At 73.4% G+C, this 14,786-nt stretch carries 12 protein-coding genes; 5 read left to right on the forward strand and 7 right to left on the reverse strand.

Going from position 1 to position 14,786, the window contains the following annotated elements:
- Positions 1-211 precede the first annotated feature (211 nt).
- From ACIRBX_RS19255 to ACIRBX_RS19270, 4 genes are all read right to left on the reverse strand, one after another.
- On the reverse strand, positions 212-1,090 hold the full coding sequence (locus ACIRBX_RS19255; protein WP_402298142.1) for a helix-turn-helix domain-containing protein: 879 nt from the start codon (positions 1,088-1,090) through the stop codon (positions 212-214).
- A 156-nt stretch (positions 1,091-1,246) separates the two neighbouring features.
- A complete protein-coding gene (locus tag ACIRBX_RS19260; protein WP_402298143.1) occupies positions 1,247-2,311 on the reverse strand; it encodes a VanZ family protein in 1,065 nt (354 codons plus the stop codon).
- A 135-nt stretch (positions 2,312-2,446) separates the two neighbouring features.
- Positions 2,447-3,523, reverse strand: coding sequence for a mechanosensitive ion channel family protein (locus ACIRBX_RS19265; protein ID WP_402298145.1), 1,077 nt, complete (start codon positions 3,521-3,523; stop codon positions 2,447-2,449).
- A 135-nt stretch (positions 3,524-3,658) separates the two neighbouring features.
- Positions 3,659-3,970, reverse strand: a complete 312-nt coding sequence (locus tag ACIRBX_RS19270) for a WhiB family transcriptional regulator (RefSeq protein WP_402298146.1) — start codon at positions 3,968-3,970, stop codon at positions 3,659-3,661.
- 243 nt (positions 3,971-4,213) lie between these two features.
- Between ACIRBX_RS19270 and ACIRBX_RS19275 the strand changes: the two genes are divergently transcribed.
- Positions 4,214-5,119, forward strand: a complete 906-nt coding sequence (locus ACIRBX_RS19275; protein ID WP_402298147.1) for a SigB/SigF/SigG family RNA polymerase sigma factor — start codon at positions 4,214-4,216, stop codon at positions 5,117-5,119.
- A 32-nt stretch (positions 5,120-5,151) separates the two neighbouring features.
- Here the strand turns inward: ACIRBX_RS19275 and ACIRBX_RS19280 are convergent, their stop codons facing one another.
- The 3 genes from ACIRBX_RS19280 to ACIRBX_RS19290 all read right to left on the reverse strand — a co-directional run bounded on the left by ACIRBX_RS19280 (position 5,152) and on the right by ACIRBX_RS19290 (position 9,725).
- Positions 5,152-5,880, reverse strand: a complete 729-nt coding sequence (locus ACIRBX_RS19280; protein WP_402298149.1) for an RraA family protein — start codon at positions 5,878-5,880, stop codon at positions 5,152-5,154.
- 24 nt (positions 5,881-5,904) lie between these two features.
- Positions 5,905-6,654, reverse strand: a complete 750-nt coding sequence (locus tag ACIRBX_RS19285; RefSeq protein WP_402298150.1) for a hypothetical protein — start codon at positions 6,652-6,654, stop codon at positions 5,905-5,907.
- A gap of 161 nt (positions 6,655-6,815) precedes the next feature.
- Positions 6,816-9,725 (reverse strand): glycosyl hydrolase, encoded by a 2,910-nt coding sequence (locus ACIRBX_RS19290; protein WP_402298152.1) that lies wholly within the window; start codon positions 9,723-9,725, stop codon positions 6,816-6,818.
- 256 nt (positions 9,726-9,981) lie between these two features.
- Here ACIRBX_RS19290 and ACIRBX_RS19295 point away from each other — a divergent pair, with 256 nt between their 5' ends.
- From ACIRBX_RS19295 to ACIRBX_RS19310, 4 genes are all read left to right on the forward strand, one after another.
- The gene (locus tag ACIRBX_RS19295; protein WP_402298154.1) at positions 9,982-11,328 is read left to right on the forward strand and encodes an extracellular solute-binding protein; all 1,347 of its coding nucleotides are present in this window, start codon (positions 9,982-9,984) and stop codon (positions 11,326-11,328) included.
- A 74-nt stretch (positions 11,329-11,402) separates the two neighbouring features.
- Positions 11,403-12,344 (forward strand): carbohydrate ABC transporter permease, encoded by a 942-nt coding sequence (locus tag ACIRBX_RS19300; RefSeq protein ID WP_402298156.1) that lies wholly within the window; start codon positions 11,403-11,405, stop codon positions 12,342-12,344.
- A gap of 6 nt (positions 12,345-12,350) precedes the next feature.
- The gene (locus tag ACIRBX_RS19305; protein WP_402298157.1) at positions 12,351-13,226 is read left to right on the forward strand and encodes a carbohydrate ABC transporter permease; all 876 of its coding nucleotides are present in this window, start codon (positions 12,351-12,353) and stop codon (positions 13,224-13,226) included.
- A 32-nt stretch (positions 13,227-13,258) separates the two neighbouring features.
- The gene (locus ACIRBX_RS19310) at positions 13,259-14,695 is read left to right on the forward strand and encodes a GH1 family beta-glucosidase (RefSeq protein ID WP_402298159.1); all 1,437 of its coding nucleotides are present in this window, start codon (positions 13,259-13,261) and stop codon (positions 14,693-14,695) included.
- The last annotated feature ends 91 nt before the right edge of the window (positions 14,696-14,786 follow it).

Below are 14,786 nucleotides of genomic sequence, written 5' to 3' on the forward strand. Positions count from 1 at the left end.
TGGTGGTTTGCCCTCGCCCGTTCCCCCTGTTGGCCCCAAACCCGGGGGGGGGGCGGGGGGGCGGGGGCCCCGGCCCCCCCCCCCCCCGGGGGGGGGGGGGGGGGCCCCCCGGGCCCCCTTGGGGCCCCCCCCGGCCCCGTACCTCCTCCGTCCCCCGGTCACCAACGTTAGGCCCGGGGAGCCGGCTCCGCTTGGACGAATGTGACCTGCCCTACCGGTCGAGCGCCTCCTCCACCGGCCGCCCGGCCGTCGCCATCCGCCCGGGGGTGAGACCGGCGAGGTCCCTGAACTCCCGTGTCAGATGGGCCTGGTCGTAGTAGCCGCACTCGGCTGCGAGGGCGGCGAGGTCCCCGGTCCGCCGTGGGAGCAGTTCCACCGCGCGGCGGAACCGCAGGACCCGGGACGTGGTCTTCGGGCTGAGCCCGACCTGTTCGGTGTAGCGGCGGACGAGGTGTCCGCGGCTCCATCCGACCTCCTCGGCCAGCCGGGCGACCGGCACCGCCCCGGCCGAGGCGTCGATCAGGCTCCACGCGTGCTCGACCTCGGGAGCCGGCTCCGGGCTGCGCTCCAGCCTGACCAGCAGCGCGGCGTCCAGCAGGTCGAACCGGGCCGCCCAGTCGGGAGTGGCCGCCATCCGCTCCACCAGCACCCCGGCCTCGGGGCCGAGGACGTCCGGCAGGTCGACCACGAGATTGGTCAACTCCCGCATGGGCAGGCCGAGTAGGCGGTAGGCGCCGAGCGGCGTGACCTCCAGGCGCACCACCTCCTGCCGCCCACCGGGATGGACGCACCACGCGGGCCGGTCCTCCATGCCGACCACCGCCGAACCGACCCGGTCGGTGTCCGCCCCCGGCGCCCCGAGGCGGCGGACCCGGCTGAACGGCTCCGCCAGACTCACCGTCAGCGTGACGTGCCCGGTCGGCACCATCCGGACCTGGTACGGCGGGGCCAGGTGGGAGAACGCGGTGCGCCCGCACAGATGGGGCCGCAGGCCGGGATGCAGGGGACGGGTGACCCGCCGCAACCCACCGACGTCGGAGACCGCGACGTGCTGCCCCGACCCACCGTCCGGTCCACGCCCACGCTCCACTCGACTCTCCCCTCGTCCGAAGGCCTGCCGGTCCTGCCTGCCCGCCCGCAGGTACGACCCGCACTCACCTCCACGATAGGCAGAACGCTCAGGAGGTTGGCAGGTGCACCACCGGAAGTGGCAAGTCCCCCCGTGCGCAGCGAGTTTGAGCGGCCCTCAGAGTGGGGCTGCGGAGACCGACAGGATCCGGCCCGAGCCGGAGACCGTGATGACCACCCGGAGCGGCGCCGGTCCGCCGTCGCGGCGGTAGTCGAGCAGGCGGCCCGCGCCGCCCGGGCCGGTCGGCTCCGCCGCGGTCAACCGCGCCTCCGGATACCAGGCGGCGACGAACTCCCCTCCGACTCCGAGCAGCTGGTCCTCGGTGAGGGCGCCCGCCCCCGCCACATCGCCTCCCGCCGCATCGCCCGCCGCCGGTTCGCCCCCCGCCGCCGTCATCGCGAGCAGCCGTCCGGACGGCCAGTCCAGCCGGAAGCCGCCCCGGTCGGTCTCCACCTCCATCCGGGACCGGCCCGCATCGGTGGCGATGGTCGACAGTCGGACCAGGGTGCCCGGACCGAAGAGCCGGTCGGCGGTCTGCTGTCCGGTCTCCACCTGGCGGTTCGGCTCCGCCATGCGCGCGAACCCGGGCACGTCACGGTGGAGCGGCACCGTCAGCCAGAACACGGCGAGGACGGCCCCGAGTCCGCCGATGCCGAGCACCGCCGCCCCCGGGAGATCGGACCGCCACCGCGTCACCGGCGTTCGGCGGCGGAGCAGTTGCAGTCCGCAGGCGAGCGCCACTCCCAGCACCGTACCGAGCACGTTGTCCGCGAGATCCGCCACGTCGCAGGACCGACCGGTGGGGAGCAGCGCCTGCCCCGTCTCGGTCAGGGCGGAAAGCAGCGCGCCGCCCGCCAGGACGGTCAGCGGCCGACGGAGGACCAGCACCCCGAAGAAGGCGAGCGGCACGTACAGCGCGACGTTCATCAGACCCTGCTGACCGACGGCCGGCGTCCACGCCCCGCCACCGACCGCACAGCCCGCCGCCCCGACCCCGCCCGCCCCCGTCGGGCTGACGGTGGCCGCCACCTCGACGGCCAGCGCGAGGGCCAGCAGCACGGCCGGCCCCACCGGGCGGCCCCGGCGCCGGGCCAGGAGCACGGCGAGCGGCACCGCGCCCAGTACGAGCACCCCGAGGATCGGGAACAGGGACGGCACGGCCGACAGGATCGCCTCGATCATCGGACATCGTTCTTCCCGCACACGGCTGCTCTCCCCCGATCGGCCGGCCCGCCCCCCGGCGGTCACGGCGCCCGCGACGGATCGGTTCCCCCGCGAACGACTGGCAGCCTACGGGGCACGGCTGCTGACGGCCAATCAGCTCCGGGTGGCCACCGCGACCATCGGGGCGACCTGGTCCTCGGGCGTGGCCGGAGCCTCGGTGAAGGACAGCCGGGGCAGGGCGGCGGGGTGGTGGTGGCGGAGGTAGCGGATCAGCTCCTCCCGTGCCCAGCAGCGGAGTTCGAAGGCGTCGTCGGCGTTCCGGGCGGTCATCAGGGCGCGGACCACGATGGTGCTGGGGGTGGTGTCCACCACCTGGAGGGCGCGGCCGGTGCCGTCCCAGAGCGGGTGGGTGTCGAGGCGCCGCTCGAACTCGGCGCGCAACTCGCCGACGGGGGTGCTGTGGTCGAGGTGGAGCACGGCCGTGCCGGTGATGCCGGGGCCCCGGCGGGACCAGTTCTCGAAGGGCTTGCCGACGAAGTACGAGACCGGCATGACGATCCGTCGCTGGTCCCAGGTGGCGATCGCCACGTACGTCAGGGTGATCTCCTCGACCTTGCCCCACTCCCCCGCGACCACCACCACGTCGTCGATGCCGACCATGTCACTGAAGGCGAGCTGGAGTCCGGCGAAGAGGTTCCCCAGGGTGCTCTGGGCGGCCACGCCGAGCACCAGCCCGACGATGCCGGCCGAGGCCAGCAGGCTGGTGCCGACCGAGCGGACGGCCGGGAAGGTCATCAGCACGGCGGCCAGCGTGACCACCGCGATGCCCGCCCCGCAGACCCGCCCGAGCAGGCTCGCCTGCGTCCGGACCCGCCGCACCCGGGCCGGGTCCCTCGGCCCGGTCGAGTAGCGGCTCAGCCAGGTGTCCAGCAGCAGGGCGACCATCCGGGCCGCCAGCCAGCCGCAGCTGACCAGCACCGCCACCAGCAGCACGTGCCGGACCACCCCGGCACCGGGCACCGCCAACCGCCCGCCGGCCAGCAGCAGGGCCGATCCGGCCGCCGTCAGGAACGGCACCCGGCAGCGCCGCAGCACCGGCCAGGCCGCCGCCTCGGGGTGGGCGGTGGTGAGCCGCCGCAGGACACGGCTCACCACTCGGTCCAGTACCAGCAGCACCACCACGACGGCGGCCACCGTCAGGACGGGACGCAGGACGGTCCAGATCTGCACGCCTGGGCTCCTCGACTCTCTCTACGACAGGGACGAACGGGACGGAAGGAGAAGGGACTTGACGACACGGCACCGCACGGCACCGCACGGCACCGCCCGGCCGCGCGAGGCACGACGCGGCACGGGGCGCGCCCGTCAGGCCGCCTGCCTCCGCCGGGCGCCGGTCCGACGCCGCTCGGCGCGGAACATCCGCTCCCGCTCCTCCTCGGTCAGCCCGCCCCACACGCCGTACGTCTCGTGGGCCAGCAGGGAGTGCCGCAGGCACGCCTCCCGGACCGGACAGCGGGCGCATATCTCCTTGGCGCTCGCCTCGCGGGCCTCGCGCTCGGCACCCCGCTCGCCGAGCGGGGTGAAGAAGAGGTCGGTGTTGACGGTGCGGCAGGCGGCGCGCAGCTGCCAGTCCCACTCGTGCTCCAAGGCGCCGGGCAGGCGCGAGACGACGGTCATGGGTACTCCTTCGCTCGTTCCGGTGGTACGGCCCGGCGTGCGCCTCACCCCGATGGGCAGGGCGAAACCCACCTTCCGCACACGCACCGCCCTTTCCCCGCAGCTCCGTTGCCCCGGTGAAGAGCCGGCACCGGGATCGGGGCGCCGGGTGGCGACCCTGTGGCGATCGTGTGCGGGCGGACATGTCCCCGAGCGGCCCGGGTAACCGCGTCCCCGAAGCGGAAACCCGAGGAGAGGAACGACATGGCGACCCTGACCAGCGCCCTGGCGGACACCGCCCCCGTCCCGCCCACCCCCTCGGGGCTGCGCCGGACCGCCCTGGCCGGCCTGCCCGAACTCCAGGAACGGGCCGAGCTGGACCGGCCCCGCGAGGTGCCCGCACCGGACGCCCGCGAGCTGTCCCGCGCGCTCTTCGTCCGGCTGCGCGAACTGGAGGAGGGCACGCCCGAGTACTCCTACGTCCGCGGCACCCTGATCGAGCTGAACGTCTCACTGGTCCGCTTCGCGGTGCGCCGGTTCTCCGGCAGCCGCGAGCCGCACGACGACATCGTGCAGGCCGGGACGGTCGGCCTGATCAAGGCGATCGACCGCTTCGAGCCGGAGCGCGGCCTGGAGTTCACCACCTTCGCGGTGCCCACCATCGTGGGCGAGGTGAAGCGCTACTTCCGCGACGGCACCTGGGCGGTGCACGTCCCGCGCCGGCTCCAGGAGGCCCGGCTGGCGGTGGTGAAGGGCAGCGACGAGCTGGAGCAGCGGCTCGACCGCAGCCCCACCGTCGCCGAGTTGGCCGAGCACCTCGGCTTCACCCCGGCGGAGGTGCTGGAGGGCCTCGGTGCCGCCGAGGCCCGGACCGCCAACTCCCTGGAGGCCCGGCTCGACGACGGCGCCGAGGGTGAGGGCCCGGGCCTGGAGGCGCAGCTCGGCGCCGAGGACCCGCGCTTCGAACGGATCGACGCCATCGAGGCGTTGAAGCCCACCATCGCCGCGCTCCCCGAGCGCGACCGGCTGCTGCTGGCCCTGCGGTTCGGCGAGGAGCTGACCCAGTCCCAGATAGGCGAGCGGCTCGGCGTCTCCCAGATGCACGTCTCCCGGCTGCTCACCCGCGTCCTCGCCGAACTACGCGCCGTCCTGGTCCCCGAGTCGCCCTGAACCGCGGGCCACGGCGGCTCCCGGACGGCGCCTCAGACCTCGATCGCGCCGCCGACCTGCCGCAGGTGCTCGCGGAAGGTGTAGGAGGGGTCGGCGGCCCGGCGGGTCAGGTAGTCGTCGAAGGCGGTCTGCCGGCGCAGGGTGTGGCCGGCCCGGATGCGGTCGGCCTGGGCGCGCTCGGTGGCGTGGATGGCGGCGGCGGTGGCGGTCAACTCGGCGGTGCGGGCGGCGGGGAGGAAGAGCACGCCGTCCCGGTCGGCGACCACCAGGTCCTCGGCGGTGACCAGGTGCGGGCCGAAGCGGGCGGAGGTCAGGGCGGTCGCCTCGCGCGGATCGACCCGGAGCGGGCCGAGCGGGTTGCTGCCGTAGCTGAAGACCGGCAGGCCGATCTCGGCGAGTTGCGGGGTGTCGCGGTGCAGGCCCCAGATCACCACGCCCGCCACCCCGGCGGAGGCGGCCTCCAGGACGGCGAGGTCACCGGCGCAGGCCTCGTCCGTCCGCCCGCCGTTGTCGATCACCAGGACGTCACCGGGGCGGGCCCCGCCGTACGCCTCCAGGAAGACGTCCACGCTCCCGTAGTGCCGCACCGGGAGCACCCGCCCGGCCACCCGCTGCCCGGGCACCACCGCCGCGATCCCCGGTGGCGCGACGCGGACCGGCAGACCGAGCCGGACGGCCGCGTCGGCCAGCTCCGGGGTGGACAGCCCTGATGCGGCAAGCTCGGCGAACTCCTCGACCACGGACGTCTCCTGACTCTCCATCGGCCCTGACCGGACGGGCGCAGCCTACTCCGGGGGGAGCACCTCGACCCGGCCGGTGGCGCGATCCACCCGGATGGTGTCCAGACCCATCCGGTCCAGGTCGGCGAGCTGGCCCGCGTGGGTGGTGCGGTCGAAGGCGAGGGCGGAGACCATCGGGCCGTCGTCGGCGGCGGTCACCGCGGGCTCGGAGAGCAGCGCCTGTAGGAAGGGGTGGCCGGTGCTGCCCGGCGGGTCGGCGTCCACCGCGAGGTGCACCAGCAGGTGCTCGGCCCCGGTGTCCAGCCACCGCGCCCGGGAGATCCAGACGCCGTGGATCTCCGGGAAGTCCCGCACCCGGCGGGCCGCCGCGCTGCGCAGCGCCCGGGCCAGCGGGTGGGTGGACCTGGACAGCCGGAGCCGTTGGCCGGCTCCCCTGACGCCCCGTCCGGCCATCGCCTCGAAGAGCGTCTCCACCGGCAGCAGCACGGTCGAGCCGTCGGGGCCGAACAGCACCAGCCGAGCCGCACCGTACTCCCGGATCAGCTCCGCCAGCCGGAGCGCGTCGCAGTAGACAGTGCCGGCGGCGGTCGGGAGGTGGACGGCGCAGTCGGGTCCGGAGCCGAAGCCGGGCAGTGCGGGCACGCCGTCCCCGGCCTGCTGGACCAGCACCGGGTCCCCGTCCTCCCGGACCGGGACGTACAGCCCCTGGTCGATGACGGCACCGACCACGCGGGGCACCTGCTCCTCGGGGCCGCCCCGGGCGACGAAGTCGGCCAAGGCCGCATCGAGAGCCACCGGGCGATGATAGGACAGTCCTACGGCCCTTCCCCGGGCGCCGCGCGGGCTCCCGTGGTGGTCACCCTCCACCACGGGAGCCCGGCCCGTCACCGCCGCTCCGTCAGGGCCGGCGGTGCGTCAGGGAGGACACCCGGCAGGCCGTCGGACCTGCCGTTCCGTCAGTTGAACGGCAGGCGGACCACCGAGGCGTTGCCCTGGGCCTGGGTGGCACCCACCCGCAGTGCGGCCGGGGCGTTGCCGATCGCGGACCAGACCTCGATCCGCACGGTGCCGTTGCTCAGGTTGCCCAGCGCGCCGGTGGCGGCGGACAGCCCGGCGGTGGCCGAGTAGCGCTCCCAGCCGGTCACCGGGTCGGTGGCGAAGTACCGGTAGGTCTCGGTCCGGTCGAAGCTGCCGTTCCCGGTCAGGTCGTAGGAGATCCGCACCTGCTGGCCCAGGCCGACGGCCGAGCCGGCGTCCAGGTAGAGGTCGAAGTCCGTCGCGGCGCCCGCCCGCAGGGTGGCGGTGACGTTGCGCACCTCGTAGACGGTCGGCTGGTACGGCGTGCCGTCGTGGTTGGTGCCGCCCGCCGACGCGACCGGGTCGGAGGAGGCCCCGGTGCCGTAGCCCCCGGTCAGCTTCCCGCCCGGCTGGAGGTAGAAGGTGTTCCCGCCCACCGGCGGCACCGAAGGCGAGGGCGACGGCGAGGAGGAGGGAGACGGCGAGGGAGAGGGGGACGGCGAGGGGGACGGCGAGGGGGACGGCGACGGCGTGACCCCGCCCGTGCCGCCGTCCTGGAAGCTGCCCCGCTCGCTCGCGGTCGACCTGGCCGGCACGGTCAGCACCGCCCCGTCCGAGAACCGCACCGTCCGCGCCGCGGTCGAGAAGTTGTGCGCGACGTGGGTGCGGGTGCCGCCGTTGACGAAGACCGCCGCCGTCGGCAGGTCGGCGCTGACCGCCGGGTCCAGGGTGCCGAGCACCGCGAGGTTGCCGATCCAGTGCTGCACGTGCGCCTTGGACTCCCCCTCCTCCGGGGTGTACGAGTCCTTGCCCGCCTGCCAGTTGGCCTTCGCCCCGGCCGGGTCGGCGAGCGCCTGGAACTCCCAGGCCAGGTCCCGCCAGTCGGTCAGCGCACCGCCGTTGTTGGCCCTGTGCTCGGCCAGGTTGTCCAGCAGGTCCGCCTGCCGCCGCGCCAGGTAGAGCGAACCACCGGTGATCGGCAGGTAGTTGATGCCGTGGATCATGCCGGGGCTGGCGGTCCACCAGGTGGAGTAGGCCGCGCCGCTGCCCCAGACCATGCCGACCGTGCGGTGGCCGAAGGAGGACGGGAAGACCGCCTTGTCGGCGTCGAACCAGTACTGCTCGACCGCCCGCGACTCGGTGGTGTAGAGGTAGACGCCCAGGTCGCGCAGCGCGGTGTCACCGGTGGCGGAGCCGTAGAGGATGAGCCCGGCGCTGAAGTTGAGCGACTCCGAGGAGGACTCCTCGTTGTTGCCCGCCGCGAAGCCGGCGTGGCCGGAGGCCCAGCCCATGCCCGCGTACGGGTCGAAGCTGCGCAGCCAGGGGAAGCGGGCGTCGGCCCGGTCGGTGTTGGCGGCGTCCTTGGCGAGCAGCTTGACCATCCCGCCCCAGGCCGAGTCGGCGGCCCAGGCGGCGTCGTAGCGGGCCACGGTGGCGGCGGCCTGGATGTAGTAGCCGTAGTGGAAGTGGTGGTCGTTCAGCTCGCCGTCGGTGCCGTAGGAGGCCGGGTAGCCGATCAGGGTCTTCCACAGGCTGTCGTAGGCGAAGACGGTGGAGCCGGTGCCGGCGAACCACTGCTGGAGCTTGCCCTTGAGCAGGCCGAGCAGCTTGTCCCTGGTCGCGGTGTCGCCCAACTGGTCGGCGATCGGCACCAGTTGGGCGAGCCGCCCGAGCGCCTTGCCGGTCCAGTAGGTGTCGGTGGCCCCGGCGAACGGGTCGGCCGCGTCGGCCGCCTCGCGGACCAGCGCGCCGAGCGCGGCCCGGTCGGCGCCGCCGACGTCCGGCAGCGAGGGCAGGATGGCGTCGGCCTTCATGGTGGTGGAGAAGCCGCTGCCCTGACGGACCTTCATCTGGCCGCGCGGCGAGGTGTACGTCAGCGCGGTCAGCGGGTCGGTGGTGGCCAGCCACTGGTGGCGGTAGAGCGCCAGCAGGGTGCCGGTCTGGCTGCCCTCGACGGGGGTGGTGGTGGCGGTGTAGTTCGTGGTGACCGTGCCGCCGTCGTAGGCCCAGGAGACCTTGGTGTCGGTGACGAAGCTGTAGGCGTAGGTGCGGTAGAGCGCCAGGTCGCCGGGCGAGGGCAGGACGGCCACCGAGTAGTAGTCCTTGCCGCCGAGCGCGGCCGAGACGGTGCTGCCGTTGACGTTCCAGGACGTGCCGGTGGGGGCGAACAGGCCGTAGTGGTGGCCGCCGACGGTGACGCCGAGCACGTTCCCCTGGTTGGCGAAGACCGTCGGGGTGCCGGCCGTGGTGATCTGGGCGGCGCCGCCGGTGGCCCGGGCGTAGACGTAGGGCAGGCCGTGGCCGATGGTGGCGGTGAAGGCGTGCCCGGCGTCGGCCCAGGCGGGGGTGACGGTCCAGTCCGTCCAGCCGTCCACCTTGGTGTCCGGCGAGTTGAGCCCGGCCACCCCGAGGGTGAGGTCGCGGGTGTGAGTGAAGTCGTACTGGCGGCCGTCGGGGGTGACCGTCGGCGTGGTCGGGTAGCCCACCTCCAGGCCGGAGTTGACGGCCTTGAAGGTGAAGGGGTGGGCGTACATGTTCTCGGAGTACGGATTGCCCGCGTAGCGCTGGAAGACCAGCGAGGACCACCAGTCGTTGGTGGGCGCGGCCTTGCCGGCCGCCTTGGCGGTGAGCTTCGGGGCGACCGGGGCGCCGTCCGAGTTGCTCGGGCCGACGGTGCCGGCCGGGCGGCTGTCGGCGTAGCCGCCGAGGCCGACCCGGACGGTGGCGGCGGAGGCGGACGGGGCGCCGACGGTGGCGGTGAGCGCGGCGGCGGCCAGCGCGAGGGCGGTCAGGACGGCGGCCGGGCGGCGGCCGGCTCTTCCAGGTCCTGAAGTACGGGGCGGCTTCACGATGAGTCACCTCGGGTGGGAGTGGGGGAAGTTGAGAGCGCTCTCAGAGTTCTCTCGACCCCGGACGGTAGGGGTGGCCCCGGAGCGGTGTCAACGACTCGGACGAAACCTCGCCGACTTCGGGCCGTGAAACCAGCGTGCACCGAACTCCCCAGATCACGTTCATGTTTCGACCTCTTGACGGCCGGGGGCACCCCCCGGCACGCTCCTCCCAGCGCTTGAGAGCGCTCTCAGAACTCGACCAGGAGGCACCCCCATGCGCCCGTCCAGAGCCGCCGCCACCCGCCGCACCGCCGCAGGCCGCACCGCCGCTGCCCGGGCCGTCACCGTCGGCAGCGCCGCCCTCGCCGCCGCCCTGCTGCTGACCGCCTGCGGCTCCGGCTCCTCCGGCTCGGCCGACGGCGGCAGCGGCGACGGCAAGGTCACCCTGACCGTCGACCTGTTCGGCACCTTCGGGTTCAAGGAGGCCGGCCTCTACGACGAGTACATGAAGCTGCACCCGAACGTCACCGTGAAGCAGAGCGACACCCAGGACGAGGCCCAGTACTGGCAGGCGCTGCAGACCAAGCTGGCCGGCGGCGGCGGGGTGGCCGACGTGCAGGGCCTGGAGGTCGGCCGGATCGCCAGCGTGATGCAGAAGCAGGCCGACAAGTTCCAGGACCTGCGCTCGCTCGGCGCCGGGGACGTGAACGACGGGCTGGTGCCGTGGAAGGCCGCCGCCGTGAAGACCGCCGACGGCAAGGTGCTCGGGGCCGGCACCGACATCGGCCCGGAGGCGATCTGCTTCCGCGCCGACCTGTTCAAGGAGGCCGGCCTGCCGACCGACCGCACCGAGCTGGCCGCCAAGTGGTCCACTTGGGCGGGCTACCTGGAGCTCGGCAAGGAGTACGTGGCCAAGGCCAAGCCGGGCAACGCCTGGACGGACAGCGCCGCCGGGATGTTCACCGCCGAGGTCGGCCAGCAGAAGGTGCGCTTCACCGACGAGAGCGGCAAGGCGGTGCACGAGAGCAGCCCGGCCGTGCAGACCGCCTGGGCGGACGCCACCAAGCTGGTCGCCGACGGCCTCTCGGCCAAGCTCCCGCAGTGGACCCCGGAGTGGAACAAGGCCTTCTCCACCGGCAAGTTCGCCACCCTCAGCTGCCCGGCCTGGATGGCCGGCTACATCAAGGGCCAGGCCGGCGACGCCTTCGCCGGCAAGTGGGACATCGCCCCCGGCCCCGGCAAGACCGGCAACTGGGGCGGCTCCTACCTGGCGATCCCGAAGGCCGCCAAGCACCCCAAGGAGGCGGCCGAGCTGATCAAGTGGCTGAACGCCAAGGAGCAGCAGGTCAAGCTCTTCACCAAGCAGGGCTCCTTCCCGTCCTCCACCGCCGCCCAGGCCGAGATCAAGACGGTCAAGGACCCGTACTTCAACGACGCCCCGATCGGCGAGATCTTCAGCGAGTCGGCCGTCAACATGCCCGCCCAGGTGCTCGGCATCCAGGACGGCGTGGTCACCAAGGCGTTCACCGACGCCCTCGGCGAGGTCGAGCGGACCAACACCGCCCCGGCCACCGCCTGGCAGCACGCCCTGGACAACGTCAAGAAGGCCTCCGGCAACTGACGGCCCCTCCGACGACCGACCACCCCGGCCCGGGGCCGCGCCGCTCTGCGGCTCCGGGCCGGGAAAGGACCCCCATGGCCACGCTCACCGCCCCCCGCCCCTCGACCCGGCCCGCCTCCCCGCGCCCGCGCCGGCTCGCCGGGCGGCTGGCCCCGTACGGCTTCCTCGCCCCGTTCTTCGTGCTGTTCGCCGCCTTCGGCCTGTTCCCGCTGCTGTACACCGCGTACGTCTCGCTGCACCGGGTCGAGCTGCAGACCTCGGAGCAGATGGACTGGCTGGGGTGGCAGAACTACACCCGGCTGTTCGAGGACCCGTTCTTCTGGAACGCGCTCGGCAACACCTTCACCATCGGCGTGCTCTCCACCGTCCCGCAGCTGCTGATGGCGCTGGGGCTGGCCCACCTGCTCAACTACAAGCTGCGCGGCCGGACCTTCTTCCGGGTCGCGATGCTGATGCCCTACGCCACCTCGGTGGCCGCCGCCACCCTGGTCTTCGCCCAGCTCTTCGGGCGGGACTACGGGCTGATCAACTGGGCGCTGCAGACCGTGGGGTTGAGCCCGGTCGACTGGCAGGCGAGCACCTGGGCCTCGCAGTTCGGGGTCTCGGCGATCGTCACCTGGCGCTGGACGGGCTACAACGCGCTGATCTACCTGGCCGGCATGCAGTCCATCCCGAACGAGCTCTACGAGTCGGCGGCGGTGGACGGCGCCTCCCGCTGGCAGCAGTTCCGGCACATCACCGTCCCCGGGCTGCGGCCGACCATCGTCTTCACCGTGGTGGTCTCCACCATCGGCGCCACCCAGCTGTTCGGCGAGCCGCTGCTCTACGAGGGGAACTCGGGCGGGGGCATCTCGCACCAGTACCAGACCCTCGGGCTCTACCTCTACGAGCAGGGCTGGACCTTCTTCCACCTCGGCCGGGCCGCCGCCGTGGCCTGGGTGATGTTCCTGCTGATCGTGGTGCTGGCCCTGATCAACGCGGCCATCGCCGCCCGGCGCAACCGTACGGACGGGTGAACTCCCATGGCCTCCACGACCATTGCCCTGAAGCAGACCGGCCGCAAGGCGGCCGGCCGGCGCTCCCCGCTGCACGGCGGGCCACTGGCCTACGCGGTGCTGGGCTTCGCCACCCTGCTCTTCGTCTTCCCGTTCTACTGGACCCTGGTGGCCGCCAGCCGCTCCAACTCCGAGCTGAGCTCGGCGACTCCGGCGCTCACCCCGGGCCCCAACCTGTTCCACAACATCGGCGCGGCGCTGGAGCAGGCCGCGATCGGCACCGCCCTGCTCAACTCGCTGATCGTCTCGGTCGCGGTGACCGTGGGCGTGGTGCTCTCCTCCACCCTGGCCGGCTTCGCCTTCGCTAAACTCCGGTTCCGGGGGCGGGGGTTGCTGCTGGCGATCACCGTGGGCACCATGATGATCCCGCCGCAGCTCGGGGTGATCCCGCTGTTCATGGTGATCGTGAAGCTGGACCTGCAGAACAAGCTGCCCTCGGTGATCCTGCCTTCGCTGGTCTCCGCCTTCGGCGTCTTCTTCATGCGCCAGTTCCTGGTCCAGGCGCTGCCGGACGAGCTGATCGAGGCCGGCCGGATGGACGGCGCCTCGGCCCTCCGGATCTTCCGCTCGATCGTGCTGCCGGTGGCCCGCCCCGGCATGGCGGTGCTGGCGATGCTCACCTTCATGGCCACCTGGAACGACTTCTTCTGGCCGGTGGTGGCGCTGAGCTCGCAGAACCCGACCGTGCAGGTGGCCCTGAAGTCACTGGGCCAGGGCTACGTCCCGGACCAGTCGATCGTGATGGCCGGCACCCTGATCGGCACCCTCCCCGTGCTCCTGGTCTTCGCCCTGCTGGGCCGTCAGATAGTCGGCGGCATCATGCAGGGCGCCGTCAAGGGCTGAGCCCTCTACCGTAGTCATCCATGGAAGGCGACATGTCCGTAGCAGCCCTACCGGCCCCCGTCCGCTCCGAGTCCACCGGCTTCCCGGCCGGCTTCGTCTGGGGCGCGGCCACCGCCGCGTACCAGATCGAAGGCGCCGCCGCCGAGGACGGGCGCACCCCGTCCATCTGGGACACCTTCAGCCGCACCCCCGGGAAGGTGCGCAACGGCGACACCGGCGACATCGCCACCGACCATTACCACCGCTACCGCGAGGACGTCGCGCTGATGGCCGAACTCGGCCTGAACGCCTACCGGTTCTCGCTCTCCTGGCCGCGCATCCGGCCGGGCGGCAGCGGCCCGGCGAACGAGGCCGGGCTGGACTTCTACGACCGGCTGGTGGACGAGCTGCTGGGCCGGGGCATCACGCCCGTGGTCACGCTCTACCACTGGGACCTGCCGCAGGAGCTGGAGGACGCGGGCGGCTGGCTGAACCGCGAGACGGCGTACCGGTTCGCCGAGTACGCCACCCTCGCGGCCCGCCGGCTCGGCGACCGCATCCCGACCTGGACCACGCTGAACGAGCCCTGGTGCTCGGCCTTCCTCGGCTACGGCTCCGGGGTGCACGCCCCCGGCCGGACCAGCCCGGTGGAGTCGCTGACCGCCCATCACCACCTGCTGCTGGCGCACGGCCTGGGCACGGCGGCGCTCCGCGCCGAGCTGCCGGCCACCGCGCAGGTCTCGCTCACCCTCAACCTGGCGGCCGTCCGCCCGGCCGGCCGGGCCCCCGCCGACCTGGACGCGGCCCGCCGGATCGACGGGCTGGCGAACCGGATCTTCCTCGACCCGGTGTTCAAGGGCGCCTACCCGGCCGACGTGCTGGCCGACACCGCGCACGTCACCGACTGGGGTTTCGTCCACGACGGCGACCTGGCCGAGATCTCCCGCCCGATCGACTCCCTGGGCATCAACTACTACACCCCGACCGTGGTCGGCGCCGACGACCCGGACGCCCCGGCCCCGCGCCAGGACGGCCACGCCGGGGAGATCTCCCCCTGGCCGGCCGACCGGGGCGTGCGCTTCCTGCCCGCCGAGGGCAGCCGCACCGCGATGGGCTGGCCGGTGGACGCCGAGGGGCTGTACGAGCTGCTCACCCGGCTGCGGGACGAACTGCCGGGCCTGCCGCTGCTGGTGACCGAGAACGGCGCCGCGTACGACGACTACAGCGACCCGAGCGGGGCGGTGCACGACCCGGAGCGGGTGGCCTACCTGCACGCGCACCTGGACGCGGTGCGCCGGGCGGCGGCCGACGGGGTGCCGGTGGGGGGTTACTTCCTCTGGTCGCTGCTGGACAACTTCGAGTGGTCCTTCGGGTACGGCAAGCGCTTCGGCATGGTGCACGTGGACTTCGCCAGCCAGCGGCGCACGCCGAAGGACAGTGCCCGCTGGTACGCCGAGGTGATCCGGACCGGGCGGCTGCCCGAGGAGTGAGACGCCGTGGCGCGCCGGTGAGACGGTGAGACGGTGAGACGGCCGAGGGCCGCACCCCGGTGGTCGGGGTGCGGCCCTCGGCCGTGCGGCA

The organism is Kitasatospora sp. NPDC096147 (assembly GCF_044763225.1).
Taxonomy (GTDB): Bacteria; Actinomycetota; Actinomycetes; order Streptomycetales; family Streptomycetaceae; genus Kitasatospora.